Here is a 23,335-nt window from a genome sequence, read left to right as displayed (position 1 = left end):
AAATGGACTGCAAATGTATAAATTTATTTTGAATATCCCAATTTTTTGAGAACTGCATCGCTAACGTCTAATTTAGGCGATGTAAATATCACATTCATAGAAGAACTTTTGTCAAAAACAAGTTCCAGACCTTGATCTTTACTTATCTGCTGAATGGCAGAATATACTTCGTCCTGAATAGGTTTCATTAAACTTTGACGTTTTTTAAAGAGTTCGCCTTCCGGTCCGAAGTAAGTTCTTTTCAGCTCCTGAGCAGCTTTTTCTTTTGCTACAATTTCTTCTTCCCTTTTGGTTTTCATTTCATCTGAGAGAAAAACCAGCTCTGTCTGATAGTTTTTGTATAACTTCTGAACTTCTTGCAATTTTTCTTCTACTTCAGATTGCCATTTTTTTGATATTTGGTTTAACTGATCATTGGCAGTTTCGTAAGCAGGAATATTTTTCATGATATATTCCATATCTACCATTGCGAATTTTTGTGCGTTACCGGTAAAGGTTACTCCTGCCAATAAACAAAGTGCAATAATTAATTTTTTCATGTTTTCTCTCTCGTTAGATTGTTGAACAATAATTTCTGATTTCAATTACGCATTACAAAATCTCTGCCAAATAATTATCAGTATTAAGAAGCCAGATTAAAGCTCTTGTCCAAGAACGAAGTGGAATTGACTACCGCTCTTTTTACCTGTATTATCTGCATCAAAACCATATCCCCAGTCAACTCCCATCATACCGAACATTGGAAGGAATATACGAACACCAATACCAGCCGAACGTTTCAAATTGAACGGGTTGAAGTCTGACATTTTGTTAAAACAGTTTCCGGCTTCTACGAAAGTCAGTGCGTATATTGTTGCAGATTGTTCTAGCGATAGAGGATAACGTAATTCCATTGTGAATTTATCATACAAATATCCAACATTAGTACCAATCTTAGGATCGTAAGGGGTTATTGAACCGCTGGTATAACCTCTCATCGAGATATAATCTGTTCCATAAGTGGTGTAGTTTGACATTCCATCACCTCCCATAACAAATGTTTCAAAAGGAGAACGGACGTTTTTATTATAGCTTCCAAGGTATGAGAATAATGCTCTTCCCATCAATACTAATTTATCTCCAGCTACGGGCGTAAATGTTTTTCCGCTAAACGTCCACTTATGATATTCCAGAAACTTATACTTTTCTGCATTGGTCATGCTTGAACTACCATAATTTTTCCCATTTATCAATGAATAGGGTGGAGTTATTTTTAATCCTAAAGAGAATGCCGAACCGCTACGGCTGTAAATTGGATTGTCGACAGAATTACGACTTAGCGTAAGGTTTACACTGAAATTATTGTAATTACCATCAGTCAACGGAGGTAAATAATACCATTTGCTTAACATGAACAACTGATAAGAAAGCTCTCCCTGGAATATGAAATAATCATCCGGCCAATTAAGGCGTTTACCATAACCAAGAGATGCTCCTATGGTTCGCATGTACTTAGTCGGGTCCATTTCACTTTGGTATTGAGTACTGTAATTACTGTTTCCGTAACCTCCATAACCACCTCCGTAGCCTCCATAGCCACCATATCCGCCGTAACCTCCGCTATACATTTGGTTTATGTAATTGCTGTAGTTAGCAGAATAACGATCACTAACTGTTGATTGAGTGGAATAATAAATGGATGCAGACAATGAGTTTGGACGCTTTCCACCTAGCCATGGTTCCAAAAATGATAAACTGACTGATGAATATGATTGTCCACTAGTTCTACCGTTTATTGTAAGCGTTTGTCCTTCACCCTGAGGTACAATTCTATAGGTGTCAGGTTTGAATAAATTTTGTATAGCGAAGTTGCTAAATTTCAAACCAATACTACCTACAACCCCTGTTGAACCCCAACCAGCAGAAAATTCTACCTGATCACTTCCTTTTGTTTCAAGTTTGTATGTTATATCCACGGTTCCGTTTTCAGCATCAGGCTGAACATCCGGTACAATTTTTTCAGGATCAAAGTGACCCATTTGAGCCAACTCGCGCATTGTACGCATAATATCATCCTGACTGTATAATTGACCGGGTTTAGTGCGCAATTCTCTTCTGATTACGTGTTCGTAAACGCGGGTATTACCTTTAATTCCTATCTCGTTTATAGTTGCGGGTTTTCCCTCTATTACCCTCATTTCAAAATCAATCGAATCATTATCGACTTGTACTTCTACCGGATCAATTTGCGAGAACAAATATCCGTTGTTTTGATAAAGTTTGCTAACTGCATCACCTTCATCGGTAACCAGTCTGGCCATTAATTTTTTGTGATTGTATATATCACCTTTCTTTATTCCTAATAATGCATCAAGTTTTTGGTATGGATAAATGGTGTTACCAATCCATTTTATATTTCTATAATAATATTTTTTACCTTCATTTACGGTTAAATATACGTCTACAGTTTTATCGTTATATCGTACAACGCTATCTGAAACAATATATGCATCTCTGTAACCAATTTCATTGTACTTTTCTATAAGAGCTACTTTGTCTTTTTCATACTCTTCGCGAACAAATTTCTTGGTTCTGAAAAAATTTCTCCAATTATTGTCATTGGTTTTTTTCATAGCCTTGTTTATCTGATTATGGCTTAAAGCTACGTTTCCAAAATAATATAATTTATGAATTTTGGTTTTGAGTTTTTTGTCTACATTAATATCTACAATGACATATCCAGGTTTATTTGGATCGTTACGTTGATATACATTTACTTGTACATTAAGAAATCCTTTTTCTTCCATGTACTTATCAATGACTTTCTTTGCGATATCAGAAATGTTAGGAGTAATCTGATTTCCTTTAGTGATACCGACACGTTGTTCAAGATCTTCTTTTTCGCTTTTCTTTAGTCCGGTATAATTCACCTCAGATACACGGGGACGTTCTTTTAAATCTATGGTTAGCCAAACTTTTCCATCTTTTATTTTGGTTGCCAAAATTTTAACCTGAGAAAACAAGCCTTGTTTCCAAAATTTCTTCACAGCACTGGTGATAGCCGTTCCGGGTACATTTATAGTCTGACCCACATTTAAGCCTGAATAACCAATGATAGTGAGGTCGTCGTAATTACTGGCTCCTGAAACCTTAATTTCAGCTATTTCATACCTTGGTGTGGTATTGGCGTATTCTATGGTTGGTAAAATTGTTGTGTCTTGTACTGAAACAGTTTGCGCTACAAGAAGTTGGCTAAAAACAAATAGCAGGGAGAAAGTGAAAAGCGTTTTGTATTGCATAATTTATTTGGAGTGTCGAGTTACGGTAGTATTTGGTGTGGTTTTAATTATTTATTTACCAAAACGGCGTTCTCTTTGTTGAAATTTATAAATAGCTTCGTGTAAATTTTCTTTTCTGAATTCCGGCCAATGTGTTTCGGTAAAATATAGTTCTGTGTAAGCTATTTGCCATAACAAAAAATTACTGATCCGCTCTTCTCCACTGGTTCTTATTAGTAAATCCGGGTCTGGTATTGAATTGGTAGTTAAATATGTACTAATGAGTTCTTCGTTAATATCTTTATCGCTTATTTTTCCAGCTGATACATCTTTACAAATGTTTTTTAGTGCATTTGTTATTTCCCAACGCGATGAGTAACTTAAAGCAAGTACAAGGGAGAGACTGGTATTATCAGCCGTTTGAGAAATGCAACGTTGTAGCTTTTCACCGGCATTTCCCGGTAGTCTGCTTATGTCACCAATAGCCAGCAGTCGCACATTATTTTTATTTAGTGTTGGCGTTTCTTTCTCAATGGTGTCTATTAAGAGCTCCATTAAAGCATCTACTTCAGACTGAGGTCTTCCCCAGTTTTCAGTAGAAAAGGCGTATAGAGTAAGATACTCAATTCCTATTTTAGCCGCGGCTTCAGTAGTCTCTCGAACAGAAGTAACACCATTCTGATGTCCGAAAATTCGATCATATCCACGTTCTTTAGCCCAACGTCCATTCCCATCCATTATGATGGCAATGTGCTTTGGAAGTCTGGATTTGTCTATTTTTTCAATATATGATGACATAATTATAGATGGCGAATTTATTAATACGAATTGTTCAGACAATTACATTTCTTTTCCCAAAAGTCATAACTCACACCAATCGTAAGGGTTGAGAGCAAATCGTTATTAAATATATTTGATCCATTCAGATTCTGAGGATTGTTATATTTTGGCATATTTTCCATATTATCCGAAAATAGCAGCAGTTTATTGGACCATTGAGCTGTTAAGTTCCAACGCTCTGCTAATTTTACTTTCATTCCGAACCCAAAAGGTATAAATGGTTCTGGTCGTTTTTGTTTTATATATAAATCAGTCATCATTCCTGCTCCTACAAATATATAGGGAGAAAAGAACCGACTGTTTCTTTTATAAGGATTATGTTCCAAATCAAAAAAATTGAATTCTAAACAGAGATCACCAACATTAATCGTATCGTTTACAAAAGAGTTGTTTGGCCCAACTATTTTAGATATTCTTGAAAACTCCGCCTTAACTGCAAAACGAGTGTCTATTCTGTATCGAACAAATGCACCGTAAGTAAATTGCATATTATTGAAGAGCTTACTGTTTGCATCACCTATATACGATGACCCACCACCTGATATTCCAATCTCGGCACGATATAAATCTTGCGAAAAAGTGTTGACAGACATTGTTATACAGGCAACAAATACACAAAATTTTATAAGTCTGATATCCATAGTCATTCCTAAATAAGTATCAGTAATTAGAGACTAAAAGAGTTTCTTAAGATTAAATCTAGATGTTTCAAACAGAATACAGCAACAAAAGTAGTGATAATCTTTTAATGATAATAAAATGCCTTCAAAGTGGAGGCTATATTTAACATATTATTGCAAAAATAGTGAGTTAATAGCAGAACTGGTTTGTATAATGATAAAGAAGCTTAAAATGCTTTTAGATAGAGAAAGTTTGAAGTGCCAGATTCTCTTTATTTGTCATTTCGGCTCTTAATTCAGGAGTGTTGTCGGCTTGTCCGCAGAGGTGTAGAATGCCATGAATCAAAATTCGTTTAAGCTCCTCTTCTATACTTACATTAAATTCTTCGGCATTGCTTTTTACGGTGTCAATACTTATAAATATATCTCCTGAAATAACTGAAGATTCACTGTAGTCAAAGGTTATTATATCTGTGTAATAATCATGATTCAGATATTGTTTGTTTATTTCCAGTATGCGCTCATCTGAACAAAAAATATAAGCAATTTCTCCTACTTTTTTTCCGTAAAAGGTAGCTGTATTTTTAATCCATGCATTGATCTTTTGTTTTGGGATAGATGGAACTTTAATGTCTTCGGCAATATATTGAATCATGTTCTTTGTGTTTGTAAAATACGGGATTTGAAATCAATGAAAAAATAAATATCCAAGTAAAATGGCAGCTGTAATTCCTGCAAAATCGGCTAAAAGGCCACAAGCCAAAGCGTAACGGGTATTTTTTATATTTACAGAACCAAAATATACGGCTAAGATAAAGAAAGTTGTATCGGCCGAACCTTGAATTATGCAGGATAAACGACCTACAAATGAATCGGCACCATGAATTTTCATTGCATCAACCATCATGCCTCTGGCACCGCTTCCACTCAAAGGTTTCATTAATGCGGTAGGTAGAGCTTCAACAAAATCTGTATTAACACCGGTGAGAGAAACAAGGTACTTTATTCCTAATATCAGATAATCCATAGCCCCGGATGCGCGAAACATAGCAATTGCGACTAATATGCCAATAAGATAAGGAACTATTCCTATTGCCACCTGAAATCCTTCTTTTGCGCCATCTATGAATGACTCGTATACATTGGTTTTACTTCTTAATGCAATGCTAATGAATATGATAATGATGCTGAAAAGAATAAAATATGCAGTAAAATTCGAATATTTAGAAATGTCAGCTTTGGGAAGTCTGCTCAAAACGTATATTAACGTACCAATCAACGTAATCATTCCCCCAAGGGTTAAAAGAACAACACGGTTCAACAGATTGATTTTTTGGATAACAGATACAGTTATAAGGCCTGTTAATGCCGCACAAAAAGTGGCGATCAGTATTGGTAGAAATACATCGGCCGGGTTTGCAGCTCCGAGCTGCTGACGAAAGGTCAGAATGCTAACAGGCACCAACATAAGGCCTGCCGTATTAAGCACCAAAAACATGATCATGGGATTAGACGCTTTTTCTTTGTCAGGATTAATTTCCTGTAGTTCGCGCATGGCTTTTAGACCCAGTGGCGTGGCTGCATTATCTAGTCCGAGCATGTTGGCTGAGAGATTCATGAAGATACTTCCCATGGCAGGATGACCTTTAGGAATATCGGGGAAGATTTTGGAAAAAAAAGGAGCCACCATTCGGGAGATAATATTGATTGCACCACCTCTTTCACCTATTTTAAGAATTCCCAACCACAATGACAACATCCCAGTTAATCCAATAGAAATTTCAAAACCGGTTTTAGCCGATCCAAATGCAGACTGCATTACGTCCATGAAAATATTGGTATTACCGGAAACAAAAAATTGTATGCACGCTACCACGAAAGCAATGAGAATAAATCCAATCCAAATGTAGTTTAATATCATAATCAATAAATTCCTGTCGAGTTTACATTCCAAATCAAGTCTGACTCACAAAGTTGCAAAAGTACGTTTTTTTTTGTTTTGTTCAACAATTATTCATGCCAGTGATTATTTCTTTTGAATCAGAGGTCCAAATCTGTTTTATACTAGCCGGAATACGAATTTAATTAGCAGTTGACTTTTACTTATAATTAAATCACTTGTAATCTGATAGTTATCTGTTTGATAAATTTTCTCTTGAAATAATCAATAAAATTTTCTCTCAAATAATTTCATAATGGCGTAAAAATGAGTAATTTTGCAGACAAAGGTGTGATTTATTATGGTAGGTGTGTCAAAATGGTATAAAATAAAGATTTTATGGAAACTTTGTGTAGGTTTAATGGTTCCGATTGTTATGGAGCTAAAGAGTTGGAGGTATTACTTGAGTTAAGTTCTTTATTGAGCAATAAGGAAATTGATTTAAATGAAGTCTTGAGAATATTGGCTGAACACTTAAAAGCTGAGCGAATTATTCTGACCATACTGAATCGCGAAAATTCTCAAATCACGATTGAGGGTGCTTATGGAATTGATGAGAAAAAAATTAAAGATGCAGTATATCATGTGGGGCACGGAATAATTGGTCGTGTAATAGAAACCGGCAAACAAGTTCTTTTACCTAAAATTGCTTCCTCACACGAGTTTTTGAATCTGACTGATGCAGCTACGGTTATCGATGGTATAGATGTGTCATTCATTTGTACTCCAATACGTTACAAAGATGAAGTAATAGGTACCCTGAGCCAACATAAAGTTTATAAACGAATTGTATCGTTTGATTATGATTTGAGATTATTGAAAATTGTCGGTTCGATGATCGGAAGAACCTTACGCCGCAGACAAGAATATGCCGAAGAGCTTGAGCAACTGCGCAGTGAAAATATGAATTTAAGAGGTGAACTCAGAAATCGTATTATGCCAGACAGAATAAAAGGAAATTCGGGAAAGATGAACGAAGTGTTTTCGCTTATTGATAGCGTGGCACCAACCGATGCCACAGTTCTGATTAGAGGAGAAAGTGGAGTTGGGAAGGAGCTCGTGGCAGATGCCATACATTATAGCAGTTCCCGTAAGAACAAACCTTTTGTCAAAGTAAATTGCGCAGCATTACCCGAAAGTTTAATTGAAAGCGAACTGTTCGGTCATGAGAAAGGATCGTTTACCGGAGCATCTACTACTCGTATCGGTAGGTTCGAAGCAGCTAATGGTGGAACAATATTTTTGGATGAGTTTGGTGATATCCCGGCTTCTACACAAGTTAAGTTATTACGCGTTTTGCAGGAACGGGAAATTGAGCGAATTGGTAGCACTAAGCCTATAAAGGTAGATGTTCGCATTTTATGTGCTACTAACAGGAATTTAGAGGAACTTATTAGTAAAGATCAGTTTAGAGAGGATTTATATTACAGAATTAATGTCTTTCCAATATATATACCGGCCTTGAGGGAGCGAATCAACGATATCCCTATATTAACGGATTTTTTTATAGATAAATTCAATAAAAAACACGGGAAAAATATCAAAAGAATCACTTCGATGGCTATAGATACTCTTATGGTTTATCATTGGCCGGGAAATATTCGTGAGTTGGAAAACTGTATTGAACGCGCATGTATTTTGAGTACCGATCAAGTAATACGAACTCATAATCTGCCAGCATCCCTTCAGACAGCTTCCACTTCAGAAACAATGCAAAGTGGCACATTAGATATTATTCTGGGGAAAATGGAACAACAGATTATTATTGATGCGCTGATTTCGACCAAAGGCAACTGTGTTAGGGCTGCAGAGCAATTAGGAATTACTGAAAGAATGATGGGTATAAGAATAAAGAAATATGAAATTGAACCCAAGAGGTTTAAGGTGTGATAGTATACATGTTTTAGTGACTTTTTTAGCATAGAATAATCTCATGAGCTCAATATCTTTCGAATTTTGCGATTTTGAAAATCCCACACATCTGACTAAGCTGGCAGAATTGCTCAATATGTACATGGCTGATCCTATGGGTGATGCTCCGCAGTTGAGTAAGTTGCAGCAATTGAGACTTATAGATGGGTTGGCAAATCATCCTTCATCTTTTGTTCTTTTTCAGATTTATGATAATGAAGTAGTTGGATTGGCAACTTGTTTTATTAATTTTTCGACTTTCAAGGTAAAGCCATATCTTAATATACACGATTTTTTCGTACATCCGGAGTATAGAGGAAAGGGTCTTTCGAAGAGCTTAATGCAAGAGTTAATATCTATTTCAACATCCAGAGACTACTGCAAAATAACCCTTGAAGTAAGAGAAGATAATGTTGTAGCTCAGGCGTTATACAGTAGCATGGGCTTTGAAGAGTGTCAACCAAATATGTTGTTCTGGACTAAGAAATTATAGATATTCGGATTTTAATCGGAGAGTGATATTAATAATAGTTTAATTATTTCTACACAATTATGAAAATAGCTATTCCGGTGATTGACAGAGAACTGCAGAGCAATCGTATTGCCAGTAGTTTGAGCGTTGTTGGTTGTTTGTGCATTTACGATACTGATAAACATGAGGGAAGTTGGATAAAGACATTGGACCTGGCTCCTAACATGGGCGAATTACTTCCGGCTCTTGAGCGAAATAATGTATTCACCATTATTACAAAACAATTGCAACCTATGGCACTGAAAGTACTTGTAAATAAGGGTTTCTCTGTGTTTAAGTCTATAGGTGATGATCTGGATATAAATATCAGGTTTCTGGCCAATAATGAACTAGCGCCTTTTAATATGGATTCTGCAATGGAATTTGCAACTATATGTGGTGGAGAATGTAGTGATTGTAAGACAGATTGTACCCCTAACCCCTAAAGGGGGATTAAATAATTTGCGTCTTGTTCTTTTTATATATTCAGAAATTATTTTACATATTTAGTACTAATTATCTTCCCCTTCAGAGGTTAGGGGTAAATTTAAGAAGAAAATGAGTTTACAAAATGCGATACATTTTATATCGAAGGTTGATTCGGACGCAGATTTCAGAAAATCGTGTTACGTGTGTAAATCTCAATCAGAGTTGCAAGAACTGCTAAAAAAGCTGGATATGAGTTTTAGCTCTGATGAAATAGAAGATGCATTTAATGTGCTGGAGCTAAAATGCCAAACCTACGAACAGGCCGGCAGAGTGCACGAAGTGAAAGCCTGGTTTACTTTGTTTCGGAAAGATTGAACCTAACGAAAAAATACCAACATAAATTAATATGTTGGTATCCTCCCGTTTAAAAATTACTGACTTGTGTGATTTTATCTGATAATATTACGAGGTTACTTAATATTCATTGTTGGAATTATAGTACTTCTGATGAAGTTGATCAAATTTGCATGTTTGACGATTAAAAAAATAACGGCTTCACATATTGTGAAGCCGATGCTGAGATAATTAATTAATTTTTTCGAGGCTAGTTGTCACCTCTGCGATTCTTTTTTCTACTAAATTTTTGATTGAGGCTATCCCGGAAGCCATTGCTTCAAGTTCTTCTGTAGAAGGCGTTCGATACCCGAACCCATCCAATGAGCATATAGCCTCAAACTTTCCAATAAGAATTGCTGTTTGTTTCATTTCTTCGGTCAGTTCCGGCTCGAATGGAAGTGCTTCTTTATAAAGTGCAATGGGCATATGGTGCTCGGCATTCCAATCAAAACGAGCCAGTAATGCGACGAAATACTTTTCTACACTCATAACAGCAAAATTGTAAAGCAAATCGTTGTCGAAGCGGGATTTCTCATTATTCAGGCTTTTCTGAAAGGTTGAAAAGAAGCTGTTAGCATATCGTAAACTGGAGATAGCTAATGCTTTCATTTCATCATCGGGGATTATGGTAGTTGACATATTTTTACGATTTATAATTTACAATTGAATGATGTTGGTTTGAATATAATTCAAGATATATATCCAATAATTCTTCTTTAGTGATTGCCCGTTTTAGAGCATCTGCACATTCTTTCACTCTCTCAAGCAGCGATAAGCAGTCTTCATCTGTGTATGGAAGATTAGCTTCGGATAAATAGTGCATAATTGTTGCTTTACCGCTGTGTTTGCCAATCAGGAATTTTTGTTCCTGTTTGCCAATTTTTGCAGCCGGAATAAGCTGATAAGTATTCCTGTCTTTGAGCAAACAATTGGTATGAACTCCGCTTTCGTGTGTGAGTACAAGGCTTCCGGTAACAGGCTTGCTTTCGTTCAAAGGACGATTTGAAACTTTGGCAACAAAATCGCTCAACTCAGAGAAACTTTCGGTTCGTAAGGTACTTGAAATACCTGCACTTAATTCTAACGCCAAAGCAACTTCTTCCATGGCAGCATTTCCTGCTCTTTCGCCCAGTCCGTTTACAGTAGTACTCAGGCAATTTGCACCGGCCATGTACGCTGCCAGGGTATTTGCTGTTGCCATTCCCAGATCGTTGTGAGCATGGATTTCGAGTGGAAGATCTTTTTCAACGCTACGAATAGAAGAAACCATGTCAAATGTAGTAATGGGATTTAATATACCTACTGTATCGGCCAAACGAACCCTGGCAGCACCAAATGCACTGGCTGCACACACAAATTCTTTCAGAAAACTTGTTTCTGCCCTGGCTGCGTCCTGAGCTCCAATGGTAACATAATCGAACATGGGGTAAGCAAATTCTATCAATTGTTGCATTTGCTGAATTACCCATGTCGAATCCTTTTCCATGGCTTTCATAAGAATGGGCGATACAGGGAATGAGACATGTACTCCATTGGTTCCGGCATGTGAAGCAGCCCGAATGTCATTTTTGGTTGCCCTGCACCACGAAAGAGTTTTAAACCCAAATCCCATTTCGCAGATTGTTCTGATATCGGTTACTTCAGCTTCGCCCATGGCAGGTGTACCTATTTCAATTTCCGGTATATGAGCTCCGTCCAGCAATGCCGCTATGCGAATTTTCTCGGGAAGAGAAAAGACAACGCCCGGTGATTGCTCACCGTCGCGCAGTGTAGTGTCGATGAAGTATGGATTCATTTGTTTAAAGTTGAATGGTTGACTAGTTGATTAGTTCGTTGGTCAATAGCTTTATAAAGCTAATCAACCGATAAACCAATCAACTAACTACTAATCTGCTATAGAATACTTTTCGCAAAGCTCATCTTCTTCTAGTGCGTCGAAAATTTCATCGATTATCTCTTCAGATTCAACGCCTCCATACCAAAAGTTATTCGGGTGAATAACCATAACCGGACCCTGAGAACATACGTTTAAGCAGGCTGTAGTGCTCACAGCGACGTCTAAACCTCGGTCAGAAGCTTCTTCTGAAATGTATTGAAGCAAATCGCTTGCACCTTTTTTGTTACATGCACCTTGTGCGTCTCCGGCAATTCTGAATGAATTGCAAACTAGAATGTGATAAGTTGGTTTTTTCATACGAGTAATTTTAATGACGACCCCTAGCCCCTAAAGGGGAACTAAGTTACTTCGTCTCTGTTTTTTATAATTGAGTGATAAATATTGTCTTTAAGCCCCTTTAGGGGTTTGGGGTTATGGGTGATCATCCGCATCCTTGGGCGTTTCCTTTACAGCTGCTTCCACATTTAAATGCATCAGGCTTGGCTATGGATCGAATTACTTTGTTATTGTATACTCCTTCAAGACCTTCATCGATAAGTCCTGTCATTTCCACCACATGTAAACCGCATCCTTTTAACATGGCTTTGGGGTTTTCACCCACACCGCTCACCAGTATTGCCCGACAGTCTTTGAGTGTACGAGCCATATTCAGCCAGCGTTCATCACCGCTTCCTTTTGGTGGCATGTCTCTTACTTCCACGTTTTTGAACCCATTTTTGGTTTGTTCGAAAATGTAGACATTACGGGCTTCCCCTAAGTGGAGATTAACTAATAAGCCTTCGTTGGTGGCAACAGCTACGTATGGCCGGCCTGTAGTATCCATTTCTTCGGCGCGTGAAGAATATTCTTTGAGTAAAGCATGCGTTTCGTTCAGATCCTGCCCTAAAAGTCCTGCAGCATCAGCACGGCAACGAGCGCAGTGACTCATTATCTTTAAATGTTCTGAACACAACGTGCGTGTTTTGAAAATCATTTTTGTATCGGGTTTCTCTACAGCTTCGAATGGTGTTTCGGCAGTTGGAATAAGTGGAATACAGTTGATTACATCAGCTCCCAGTTCTGCACATTTTTTAGCCACCTCAGGTATATGATCTTCGTTTATCCCCGGTATAATGATGGAGTTGATTTTAATTGTAATACTTCTGGCTTTAAGTTTAGCAATACACGCCAACTGACGTTCGAGCAAAATGGCTGCTCCTTCTTCGCCTCTGTATACTTTTTTATTGAAACGAACCCATTTGTAAATTTTTGCTGTAATTTTTGGGTCTATAGCATTGATAGTGATGGTTACATGCGAAACATTTAATTCTGCAATTTCATCAATATATGGCTCTAAGTTCAATCCGTTGGTGGAGAGGCAGAATATTTTCTCCGGAAATTCCTTACTTACTCTTCGCATGGTTTCGAGCGTTTCCTCGGGATTCGCGAACGGATCGCCAGGACCTGCAATGCCGATAACTGCAAGATTCTCGATTCTTCCATCTAAATCTCTTAAATATTCAACAGCCTGAAATGGTGCTAAAACCGATGATGTTACACCAGGACGACTTTCGTTGACACAGTCATATTTTCTATTGCAGTAGTTACACTGAATATTACACTTGGGAGCTACGGGCAGGTGAACACGTGCATTGGTGTGCTTTGCTTCTTCGTTGAAACAAGGGTGTGCTTGTTTTCTTTCTTCGGTCATTTCCATATCGTCTATTGTTTAGCCCCCTAAATCCCCCTTGGGGGACTTTTGAGTTAGTTTGTACTATATTTTTCTCTACTTCCTATATCCTAGTTCAACCCTTTCAGGGTTGTAACTTTTGAGAGTTTTTCATCCTCCGGTTTCACCGGAGGTTATTCACTTTCAACCACTCCGTGGTTATAGTTTATTTGGTTTTCATCATCAACTGATAACTGTTCTCTGATGACTGACCATTGTTTAAAGGTATTTATACCCAATCGGAGAATTCTCTTGTTTGAATTCTATTAATGCATTCACTACCCGATCGAAAAGTTCCTGAGTACCGCGATAACCTATATGATGCATGCGAGTTGCACCAAAGCGATCGTGAATAGGAAAACCAACCCGTACTAGCGGAATTTTTAGTTCGCGGGCAATGTAATAGCCTTTACTGTTTCCTAATAAAAAGTCAGGTTTGAACTTGTCGGCTTCTTCGCGTAAGGTTTCAAAATCGGTACCTTTTATCCAAAATGCTTCAATTCCGATTTCTTTCAACCAATCGGACATGGCGGTTACAAAGTCTTCTTCACCGTAAATCAAGGCCTTTTTCCCAAATACATATTTATGTGCATCGACGTAAGCATCTACCAGTCGGCCCCGTTCTTTCCTGTGTTTTTCGGGGATTGCTTGCCCGCTAATTTCTTCCAGCACTTTGATAAATTTATCGGAAGCTTCGATACCAATTGGCAATGGCATTTGATTATTTTTGATATAATATGTCGATTGCAACCATTCGCCGGCAGTTTGAAGTGTGCCGCTATCTTTTGTTCTGTTTACCGTTTTGTTGAATGCACTGCCAAATTCAATAGTGGCTTTGGCATCTCCCAGATGTTCTATGTCAGCCATGGGAGTACCTCCTGTAGGAATCAATTGGTATTCAGAAGTGTATTCGTTGTCAAGCGTTTCGCTAAAATCAGGAAAAAGAACATACTTCAAACCAAAGTCGTCTAATAATTCCTTTAAGTATCGTATGTCTGCAGGCGATACCATGCCCGGGAAAATATTTAATGCCTCAACGGTTTGATCGTGCTTAGCGATAGCTTTCACGGCAGCCAAGACGGTGTTATGGAAACCTTCGGCGTGGCTGCCGCTATAGCTGGGTGTTGAAGTATGGATGAAAGTAGGTATGAAACTTCCATCGGCTTCATGTGATTCTTTATAGTGTCGGATATGTCCCGGAATATCTTCGCCAATCGTTTCCGATAAGCATGTTGAAGCAATACCAATGACACTGGGCTTATATTGTTTTATAATATTTTCAATTCCGGTGATAAAATTCTTACTTCCTCCAAAAACAGTTGATTCTTCGCTGAAATTACTGGATGCGATATCAACGGGTTCTTTATAATGGCTAATCATATAACGGCGTATGTAAGTAGCGCAACCCTGACTTCCATGTATAAGCGGCACACAACCCTCAATTCCCTTAAACACCATCGATGCACCTAATGGAGCACAAAGTTTGCAGGAGTTGCGTGTGGATGTATATGTTTTTGCTTCAATCATTTTGTTTAGTTTTAATTGTTCATTAGTGATTGGTTTATTTGTTAAGCGTTGTTTTCAATTCCAACTAACGAATTAACCAGTTAACTATTTAACTACTTCGTAAATTTCCACACCGGACTCATGGCTGTTGCATATATTTCTTTAGCGAAATTCAGCATGCCCTCGTATCCGGCCAGTGGTTCTTTGCGTTCGTGATTGTGGTCGCAGAAACCGAGTCCGATTTTATGAGCAATGGGGCGTTCTTTAACGCCTCCTATAAAAATATCAGCTTGCTTTTCTTTCACGAAATGCGAAAGTTCCACCGGATTCGAGTCGTCAACGATGATGGTTCCTTCGTCGCAAAGCTGTTTTATAAGCTCATAATCCTCGGTTGTTCCGGTTTGCGAACCAACAATCACCGATTGAACGCCAATAAGACGTAGTGCTTTCACTAACGATATGGCTTTAAATGCACCTCCAACATATATGGCAGCTTTTTTACCAGTCAGTCGCTCTTTGTACCATGCCAACTTTGGAATAAGCTTGGAAAACTCCTCTTTTACTAATTCACGCGCTTTATCCATCATATCATCATCCTTAAAAAATCGGGCAACATCATACAAAGCATCGCTCATGTCCTCAATTCCAAAATAAGAAACCCGCATCGAAGGAATTCCGTACTTATCTTTCATCATCTTAGCCAGATAATTCATCGATCCGGAACACTGAACGACATTCAGAGCCGCATTGTGAGCGTTACAAATATCATCCACCCGTCCGTCGCCGGTAATGGTGGCATTGACATGTACACCCATTTTTTTATAGTATTCAAGTAAAATCCAAAGTTCTCCGGCCAGATTGAAGTCGCCCAGAATATTGATACTTTTTGCAGGGGTGTAAAGTTTGTTTTTGGTTCCTACTAATGTAAATATAGCCTCGCAGGCCACTTTGTATCCGTCTTTTTTCGACCCCTGAAATCCGGGAGCCTGAACGGGAATGATAGGAATTCCTTTTTCCTTTTCCACCGTTCGGCAAATCTGTTCTACGTCATCGCCAATAACACCAACTATACAGGTAGTATAAATAAATGCTGCCTTAGGTTGATGAAGATCTATCAATTCGATAATGGAAGCGTAGAGTTTTTTTTCTCCACCAAAAATCACATCTTTTTCTTGTAAATCTGTGCTGTAGCTTAATCTATGTAATTCAGGTCCGGAGGAAAGAGAACCTCTGATATCCCAGGTGTAAGCTGCACAGCCAATGGGTCCGTGTATTATATGTAATGCATCTACTATCGGATAAAGTACCACCCGCGATCCGCAAAACACACAAGCACGTTGGCTGACACTTCCTGCCAAACTTGCTTTGTTGCAATCAATCGTGCGCTCATTGGCACCAGCGACTGACACTTGCTTCATTCTTTCATCTAATAATATACTACCCCCAGCCCCTAAAGGGGAGTTGAAGTTAGTATCATTAATTATATTTGTTTTTATATTTTTCATTTTACAAGGGTTATAAATCAATACTAATATAGTTCCCCTTTAGGGGCTAGGGGTAGGCGTTGCATACCTTTATTCATTTATCGTGCCATTAACAGTATTGGAGGCTTTTAGGCTGCCGTTGTTGGTGTGTAACATGCTTGTAATTAGATGTATGAATGTTTGTGATTTTAAGATGAAAGCTGAAGGAAAAGTGTATTTTACTCTTGCCGGAATTTCCAAAATCGTACATTTATGTAGGAAAATGTACTTAAAATGTAGGAATGCGTATTGATGCGAAACCATCGCAGTGTTTCAGGACGGGATTACATCGGGGATCATCCGCTCGAAAAAATAGAGTTTACACAGATTTTTGCACAGTACCCTGCTCGACAACATACAAAACCCCCTCGACAACATACATAGTCCGCTCGACAGTATACAAAGTCATCTCAACAGTATACAATGCCTGCTCGACAACATACATAGTTATCTCGACAGTATACCATGCCTGCTCGACAATGTACAAAGTCATCTCGACAACATACATAGCTATCTCAACAGTATACCATGCCTGCTCGACAACATACAAAGTCGTCTCGACACAATACAAAGTTATCTCAACAACATTCATAGCCATCACAACAGTATACAAAGTGATCTCGACAACATACAAAGCCTGCTCGACAGTATACAAAGTGATCTTGCATATTCACATTGAAAAGGTTACAAGTAAGTTGTATTCCGTTTTGTTGGGAAAATAGTTATATTTGCAAACAATGTGGACAGCAGGAGCTTTCCTTCTAGTTGCGACGAAGGCTGAAGCCATTCGCCGAACAGCAGAGTAAGAAATTATACACAACGGAGAACAGGGGTAGAAAAGGTTTGCCGGAGGTCAAGATCGAATAATTCCTAATTTCAAATCAGAAGAATACAAAAGTTGGGATAACAAATTTCAACAACCAGTCAGAAATATTCTGCAAAGAAATAAGATAGATCCGGAGGAATGGGGTTTGTTAGCGCGAGAAACAGGTAATGCTCCAAAGATACATATACAATTAAAAAAATGATATATGAAAAATATCTTCTTAAACAATCATTACTTTAGAAAATCTATGTTGATGATTATCATTTTAATTGTCGGGTTTATTACTGGATATAAATACAGTAAATATAAAACCTTGATATTGATAAAAAAGTTAGAAAGTACAAAAACTGGAAATCAAGTTAATGAGTCTGATGATGAACTTCAGAAAAGAGTGTTGGTTAAAGGTGATACTATAGCCTATGAAAAATTACATATAAAGCATTTCGAAGACAAATACTCTGGTGAAACATTACTTTATGATATTATAATGGCTAATAAATACGGATATAAGGAGGCTTATTTCAGAGTTTATCACTCATTAATTTCAAATTATAAATACAAACAACTATATGGTAAAATTGACGATAAATCATTAAAACTTGCTCTTCAATATTTATATAAAGGAGTTGAACTTGATAATCTAAATAGTATCAATGCCTTATCTGATTTATATCGTGAAGGTGTATATATCAAAAGAGATTCAGTTAAGAGTATTTACTATGATAAAAAAGCAAATAGAATAATGTCTGAGTGATGGGGTAATGCTCTGTTCGGCATAGCGTAAAGAAGGCACATGCAATTTGTGTCTTTTTCTTTAAAAAAACAGACGGTTTTACCTTCAAAGTAAAACCGTCTATGAATTTTCTCATCTGATCGCAATTATAGATTTGGACAAATCTATATTGATGTCAACAATAATAGTCACTCCGACTGGTGTCATGCGTCTTAATGAAGGACTGGAGTCATGCGTCGATCGGACTAATGTGAATTTGATGCGCTTACAATTGCCATTCTACCTTTTCTTCCAGACAAGTACGGTCGAAATGATCAAGGAATGCATCCATAATTTGTTTTACCAGATTAGCACCTCCTTCGTAACCTGTTTTAGCAAAGTAGTTGTGTCCGGGACGGTCGGCAATCGGGAAACCGATGCGAACGAAAGGTAGATCCTCGTCGCGGGCTATGTATTTGCCATACGTGTTACCCATTAATAAGTCAACACCTTCTTGTTTGATCCATTGGTGAAGTTGGAACATATCTGCCTGTTCTCCACTCTTAAATTTAGCTTCCGGTATATCTTTCAGAATCTCAGTCATTCTTTCGGTAAAGTATTTGCTTGGAGTACCGGTTACAATGTAAACAGGTTTCATATCCATACTTACCAGGAATTCAGTCAACGGAATTAAAGTATCAGGGTCTCCGAAAAGAGCAACACGTTTTCCGTAAAGATATTTCGAACTGTCAGAAATTAAATCGATTAATCTTCCGCGTTCGTCCGATAAACTTTCAGGAATCGGCACATTGGCATGACGGCTAAGCGACATCAGGAAACGGTCTGTAGCTTTGAATCCGATAGGAATATCCAATAATTCGAATTTTACTTTACACTTGTTTTCCAGTTTGATACATGCATCCTCGGTACATGACTGACCAAGTCCCAATGTAAACTTGCTATCCCCGGTCAGTTTCATATCGGCTATGGTTGTTCCTCCGTTTGGATACATTTTATAATGTCCATCGAGTGGAGCGTCCAACACGTCTGTAAAGTCAGGAAACAATATAGTGCGTGCTTCCATTACCGAAGTAAGACGTTTGATTTCACGTTGATCCGAAGGTTCCATCCATCCTGCAGCGATATTAATAACGTTGCGTTTTTTTGGAGTTGCAGTAGAAAAGAACTTGATAAATGCAGCCACCTGATTGGAGTATCCTGTAACATGTGTTCCCACATAACTAGGGGTATTACAGTAAATCACTTGTTTACCTTCAGGTACGCAACCATCGTCGGCAGCTTTGGAAATGATTTGAGTCAAGTCATCACCAATTGTTTCGGATAAACAGGTTGTGTGAACTGCAATAACGTCGGGTTTGTAGATTGTAAACATGGTGTCGATTGCCTGAACCAGGTTAGCCGATCCACCAAATACTGAAGATCCTTCTGAGAAAGAGCTAGTTCCAGCCATGATGGGTTCGCGGAAGTGACGCGAAAGCGCACTACGGTGATACGAACAACATCCTTGTGAACCGTGACTGTGAGGCAAGCATCCATGGATGCCTAATGCAGCATACATTGCGCCTACTGGCTGACAGGTTTTGGCAGGGTTGATCGTCAACGCCTTTCTGTCTATTTCTTTTGCTGTTGTATGTCTAAGTAACATAATCTTTAGAATTTAAGAACCACCCCTAACCCCTAAAGGGGAACAGAGTTACTTCGGCTCTTTAGTTTATATTTATAATTTCTATCTGAACATTTTCAGAAACTACGTCTTTAAGTCCCCTTTAGGGGTTTGGGGTCATCAATTGAAAACGTATTCCGCTTCTAACACCTCTTCACGTTCCCAAGGAGCTTTCATTTGTTTGAAAATGGTGCTGCATGCAATCATTTCAATGTCCTTGTAGAAGTTAATTGCACCTTCGAAAGCTGCATATGGACCACCATTATCGTAGTTGTGGAGCTGTTTCATTGGGATACCCATTTTTTGAACCACATATTTTTCTTTGATACCGGCGCAGAAAACATCAGGCTTATAGAGTTCGATAAGTTTCTCCATTTCGTAATGGCTCAAATCGTCAATTACCAATGTTCCTTTTTTCATATCGTTCATCATACCTTTGTATTCGTTGAACTCAATGTCAAATGCTTCTCTCAGCTGAGCAAGCTCTTCTTCGGTTTTACGTGGTTTGTAGCGTGTTGGGTCAGGATATACAGTGATTTCCTCAATGTTACGACTGTCAGCATCAATTTGTATGGTTGGAATTACCCGGCGACCTTCGTAGTCATCGCGGTGTCCGAATTCGTAACCTGCCACCAGCGTTTCCATGCCAAGTTCGCTAAATAGCTCCTGATAATGGTGAGCGCGAGAACCTCCTACGAACATCATAGCAGTTTTTCCTTCTGTCTTTGCTCTTGCTTTTTCAATGGCTGCATTTACAGCTTTCATTTCATCGGCAATTACCTCTTCTATTCTGTCAATTAATTCCTGATCGCCAAAATACTGTCCTACTTTGCGAAGCGTTTTAGCTGTAGCTTCAGCGCCGATAAAGTTTGCTTTAGCCCAAGGAATACCAAACGATGTCTCAAGCATTTCAGCTACATAGTTGATAGAACGGTGGCACATCACTAAACTGAAATCTGCAGTGTGTGCTGTTTCAAATTGCTCCAGTGTAGAGTTTCCTGACATGGTAGCGATAATATCAACCCCTATTCTCTCGAACAAATCTTCAATAACAAAGGCATCACCACCAATATTGTACTCTCCCAATACGTTTACAGCATATTTATACTTACGTGTCGGATTGTCATTACGTCCGATAAGGTGTTTGTATAAACCGTTGTTTGCAATGTGGTGACCGGCCGATTGCGATACTCCGCGGTAGCCTTCGCAAGAGAAACCGAAAATATTTACTCCGGGGAATTCTTCTTTCATCTGGCGGGCTACACGGTGAACATCGTCACCAATCAGTCCTACAGGACAAGTAGAGAAAATGGCAATACCCTTTGGGTTAAATAATTCTACGGCTTCACGAATAGCCACTTTTAGTTTTTCTTCACCACCGAACACGATATTTGAATCCTGCATGTCGGTAGAGAATGTATACGGAATGAAGTTATCCATTTCGGGTTTGTCGGCACGTGTTTGATTTCGACGTGTTAACCATGAATAAAAACCGCATCCGATGGGTCCATGTGTAATGTTCACTATATCTCTTGTAGGACCGAGAACCACTCCTTTACAACCTGCATATGTACAACCGCGTTGAGTAATAATACCCGGGATGGTACGTACGTTCGATTGGATTTGGGGAATAGAGTCCGGATCGTTTATTACAATCGATTTACTTCTTTTCTTGGCAACCTTCTTCGGGTAAGCTTTAACTACCTCCTCGGTAAACTTACTCATTTCCAGTTCATCTATTAATGTCTTTCCCATAATTTTTATAATTTATAATGCATAATGTATAATTCATAATGTCAATGCTTAATTATGCATTATGAATTGTGAATTATCAATTAGTCTAATGTAATATCTCCGTTTTCTCCTGTACGAACCCGGTAAGAATCGCTGGCCGGGAGGATAAATATCTTTCCATCTCCGCTTTTACCTGTCTGGTTTGTTTTGATAAGAGTTTCCACTGCTAATTCTTTTTTATCGTCGGTTACAACCAGGGTAATCATTCGTTTGGATTTTAAACGTGGCATCTCGATAATGAGCTCTTTTTGATCCTCGTCCAGACCTACAGCTTTTTCAAATCCGCCTTTCCCTTTTCCGCGACCTAAAACCGGCATAGCAGTAAACGAAGGCAGACCGACATCTGAAAGAGCAAGTTTGGTAGCGGCCATCTTGTCAATGCGTATCATTGCTAATATTAATTTCATAATCTATTTGTTTAGACCCCTAACCCCTAAAGGGGAATAAGAGAGGTCGAGATTTATACTATAATTCTAAGTGTTTCTTTTCCAAAGTCCCCTTTAGGGGATTTAGGGGTTTTCTTAGTCTTTTTTGCCGCTTGATATTGTGTAACTTTCTTCAACAGGGGTAACGAAGATCTTTCCATCACCAAACTGTCCTTTTTCACCGGAGCGGGCAGCCAATATTATTGTTTCAATTACAAAATCTTTATCTTTTTCAGGAATTACCATCATAAGTAAATCTTTAGGTAACTCATCGTATGTTACGTTTCCTACTTTGATACCACGTTGTTTACCACGGCCGAATACAGCTAGTTTAGTAATTGCCGGAAAGCCTGCATCGAATAATGCTTTCATAACTACAGTTGATTTCTCAGGACGAACAATTGCTCTTAATAAATACATAATGTTTAATTTTTTAGGGTAATAGCTAATTTCCAATTTCAAAAAGAGAAACAAGTGACGAGCTGATAACGATATCCCCTCGTCAGCTTGTTTACCAGTGTATTAGTTCAAAATACCAAATCCTACCAAAAGATCTTCTAGCTCACTCATAGCTAGTGGGGTTGGGATTACATGCATAGTGTTGTCGTTTATCTTTTTAGCTAATGCACGATATTCGTCAGCTTGTGGATGTTCTGGAGCGTGATCAATAACCGTTTTACGATTGATTTCAGCATGTTGAACCATATTGTCACGTGGTACAAAGTGAATCATTTGAGTACCCAGTTTTTTAGCAAATTCTTCAATCATGTTGGCTTCATTATCCACTTTACGTGAGTTACAAATCAATCCTCCCAGACGAACTGTACCTACTTTACCGAATTTTGAAATAGATTTGCAAATGTTGTTGGCAGCGTACATAGCCATCATTTCGCCGGAGCAAACAATGTAAACTTCTTCTGCTTTACCATCGCGGATTGGCATGGCGAATCCACCACAAACAACGTCACCTAATACATCATAAAATACATAATCCAATGCTTTGTCTTCGTCATAAGCACCAAGTTGCTCAAGCAAGTTAATAGAAGTGATAATACCACGACCTGCACAACCAACTCCGGGTTCAGGACCGCCTGATTCAACACAACTGGTTGCTTTAAATCCTGGTTTCATTACATCATCCAAATCGATGTCTTCACCTTCGTCGCGCAATGTATCCAATACTGTTTTTTGAGCCAAACCATGTAGAAGTAAACGAGTAGAGTCAGCTTTAGGGTCGCAACCCACTACCATTACTTTTTTCCCCATTTCTGCCAAACCGGCCACTGTGTTTTGCGTTGTAGTACTTTTACCAATTCCGCCTTTTCCGTAGATTGCAATTTTTCTCATCTTTTTTATC

22 protein-coding genes are annotated in these 23,335 nt (G+C 38.3%); 5 read left to right on the top strand and 17 right to left on the bottom strand.

Annotated elements, in window-relative coordinates:
• Positions 1–23 precede the first annotated feature (23 nt).
• The 6 genes from PALPR_RS07235 to PALPR_RS07210 all read right to left on the bottom strand — a co-directional run bounded on the left by PALPR_RS07235 (position 24) and on the right by PALPR_RS07210 (position 6,638).
• Complete coding sequence (locus tag PALPR_RS07235) at positions 24–539, bottom strand: OmpH/Skp family outer membrane protein (protein ID WP_013444960.1); 516 nt, start codon at positions 537–539, stop codon at positions 24–26.
• Positions 540–635: 96 nt separating this feature from the next.
• Positions 636–3,278, bottom strand: a complete 2,643-nt coding sequence (gene bamA, locus PALPR_RS07230) for an outer membrane protein assembly factor BamA (RefSeq protein WP_013444959.1) — start codon at positions 3,276–3,278, stop codon at positions 636–638.
• A gap of 51 nt (positions 3,279–3,329) precedes the next feature.
• Positions 3,330–4,055 carry an isoprenyl transferase gene (locus PALPR_RS07225; protein WP_013444958.1) on the bottom strand — a complete coding sequence of 242 codons (726 nt, stop codon included), beginning with the start codon at positions 4,053–4,055 and terminating at the stop codon, positions 3,330–3,332.
• 20 nt (positions 4,056–4,075) lie between these two features.
• Entirely contained in the window at positions 4,076–4,738 is a 663-nt protein-coding gene (locus PALPR_RS07220) for a DUF6089 family protein (RefSeq protein WP_013444957.1), read from the bottom strand.
• A gap of 217 nt (positions 4,739–4,955) precedes the next feature.
• Positions 4,956–5,372 carry an rRNA maturation RNase YbeY gene (gene ybeY / locus PALPR_RS07215; RefSeq protein WP_013444956.1) on the bottom strand — a complete coding sequence of 139 codons (417 nt, stop codon included), beginning with the start codon at positions 5,370–5,372 and terminating at the stop codon, positions 4,956–4,958.
• A 33-nt stretch (positions 5,373–5,405) separates the two neighbouring features.
• Positions 5,406–6,638: a nucleoside recognition domain-containing protein gene (locus tag PALPR_RS07210; protein ID WP_013444955.1), complete on the bottom strand. Its 1,233-nt coding sequence runs from the start codon at positions 6,636–6,638 to the stop codon at positions 5,406–5,408.
• Positions 6,639–6,995: 357 nt separating this feature from the next.
• Here PALPR_RS07210 and PALPR_RS07205 point away from each other — a divergent pair, with 357 nt between their 5' ends.
• From PALPR_RS07205 to PALPR_RS07190, 4 genes are all read left to right on the top strand, one after another.
• The gene (locus tag PALPR_RS07205; protein WP_013444954.1) at positions 6,996–8,546 is read left to right on the top strand and encodes a sigma-54 interaction domain-containing protein; all 1,551 of its coding nucleotides are present in this window, start codon (positions 6,996–6,998) and stop codon (positions 8,544–8,546) included.
• A gap of 43 nt (positions 8,547–8,589) precedes the next feature.
• Positions 8,590–9,060 (top strand): GNAT family N-acetyltransferase, encoded by a 471-nt coding sequence (locus PALPR_RS07200; RefSeq protein ID WP_013444953.1) that lies wholly within the window; start codon positions 8,590–8,592, stop codon positions 9,058–9,060.
• Positions 9,061–9,119: 59 nt separating this feature from the next.
• Positions 9,120–9,524, top strand: coding sequence for a NifB/NifX family molybdenum-iron cluster-binding protein (locus PALPR_RS07195; RefSeq protein ID WP_013444952.1), 405 nt, complete (start codon positions 9,120–9,122; stop codon positions 9,522–9,524).
• 112 nt (positions 9,525–9,636) lie between these two features.
• Positions 9,637–9,882, top strand: a complete 246-nt coding sequence (locus PALPR_RS07190; protein WP_013444951.1) for a Nif11 family protein — start codon at positions 9,637–9,639, stop codon at positions 9,880–9,882.
• A gap of 210 nt (positions 9,883–10,092) precedes the next feature.
• Here PALPR_RS07190 and PALPR_RS07185 read toward each other — a convergent pair whose 3' ends face one another.
• The 6 genes from PALPR_RS07185 to nifE all read right to left on the bottom strand — a co-directional run bounded on the left by PALPR_RS07185 (position 10,093) and on the right by nifE (position 16,519).
• Entirely contained in the window at positions 10,093–10,542 is a 450-nt protein-coding gene (locus PALPR_RS07185) for a hypothetical protein (RefSeq protein ID WP_013444950.1), read from the bottom strand.
• A 4-nt stretch (positions 10,543–10,546) separates the two neighbouring features.
• Complete coding sequence (locus PALPR_RS07180) at positions 10,547–11,698, bottom strand: homocitrate synthase/isopropylmalate synthase family protein (protein WP_013444949.1); 1,152 nt, start codon at positions 11,696–11,698, stop codon at positions 10,547–10,549.
• Between the two features lie 90 nt (positions 11,699–11,788).
• Positions 11,789–12,097: a (2Fe-2S) ferredoxin domain-containing protein gene (locus tag PALPR_RS07175; protein ID WP_013444948.1), complete on the bottom strand. Its 309-nt coding sequence runs from the start codon at positions 12,095–12,097 to the stop codon at positions 11,789–11,791.
• A gap of 124 nt (positions 12,098–12,221) precedes the next feature.
• On the bottom strand, positions 12,222–13,496 hold the full coding sequence (gene nifB, locus PALPR_RS07170) for a nitrogenase cofactor biosynthesis protein NifB (RefSeq protein WP_013444947.1): 1,275 nt from the start codon (positions 13,494–13,496) through the stop codon (positions 12,222–12,224).
• A 231-nt stretch (positions 13,497–13,727) separates the two neighbouring features.
• Entirely contained in the window at positions 13,728–15,035 is a 1,308-nt protein-coding gene (locus PALPR_RS07165) for a nitrogenase component 1 (protein ID WP_013444946.1), read from the bottom strand.
• 92 nt (positions 15,036–15,127) lie between these two features.
• Positions 15,128–16,519, bottom strand: a complete 1,392-nt coding sequence (gene nifE / locus PALPR_RS07160; RefSeq protein WP_013444945.1) for a nitrogenase iron-molybdenum cofactor biosynthesis protein NifE — start codon at positions 16,517–16,519, stop codon at positions 15,128–15,130.
• 1,049 nt (positions 16,520–17,568) lie between these two features.
• On the opposite strand from nifE, the gene PALPR_RS07150 reads away from it, so the two are divergent.
• Positions 17,569–18,117 carry an SEL1-like repeat protein gene (locus tag PALPR_RS07150; protein ID WP_013444943.1) on the top strand — a complete coding sequence of 183 codons (549 nt, stop codon included), beginning with the start codon at positions 17,569–17,571 and terminating at the stop codon, positions 18,115–18,117.
• A 244-nt stretch (positions 18,118–18,361) separates the two neighbouring features.
• Here PALPR_RS07150 and nifK read toward each other — a convergent pair whose 3' ends face one another.
• The 5 genes from nifK to nifH form a co-directional block, all read right to left on the bottom strand.
• A complete protein-coding gene (nifK, locus tag PALPR_RS07145; protein ID WP_013444942.1) occupies positions 18,362–19,741 on the bottom strand; it encodes a nitrogenase molybdenum-iron protein subunit beta in 1,380 nt (459 codons plus the stop codon).
• 138 nt (positions 19,742–19,879) lie between these two features.
• Entirely contained in the window at positions 19,880–21,514 is a 1,635-nt protein-coding gene (nifD, locus tag PALPR_RS07140; protein WP_013444941.1) for a nitrogenase molybdenum-iron protein alpha chain, read from the bottom strand.
• A gap of 80 nt (positions 21,515–21,594) precedes the next feature.
• Entirely contained in the window at positions 21,595–21,960 is a 366-nt protein-coding gene (locus PALPR_RS07135) for a P-II family nitrogen regulator (protein ID WP_013444940.1), read from the bottom strand.
• 114 nt (positions 21,961–22,074) lie between these two features.
• On the bottom strand, positions 22,075–22,398 hold the full coding sequence (locus PALPR_RS07130) for a P-II family nitrogen regulator (RefSeq protein ID WP_013444939.1): 324 nt from the start codon (positions 22,396–22,398) through the stop codon (positions 22,075–22,077).
• Positions 22,399–22,500: 102 nt separating this feature from the next.
• Positions 22,501–23,325: a nitrogenase iron protein gene (nifH, locus tag PALPR_RS07125; protein WP_013444938.1), complete on the bottom strand. Its 825-nt coding sequence runs from the start codon at positions 23,323–23,325 to the stop codon at positions 22,501–22,503.
• Positions 23,326–23,335: the final 10 nt, after the last annotated feature.

This window comes from Paludibacter propionicigenes WB4 (assembly GCF_000183135.1).
Classification (GTDB): domain Bacteria; phylum Bacteroidota; class Bacteroidia; order Bacteroidales; family Paludibacteraceae; genus Paludibacter; species Paludibacter propionicigenes.
This window is presented reverse-complemented; position numbering and strand designations above follow the sequence as displayed.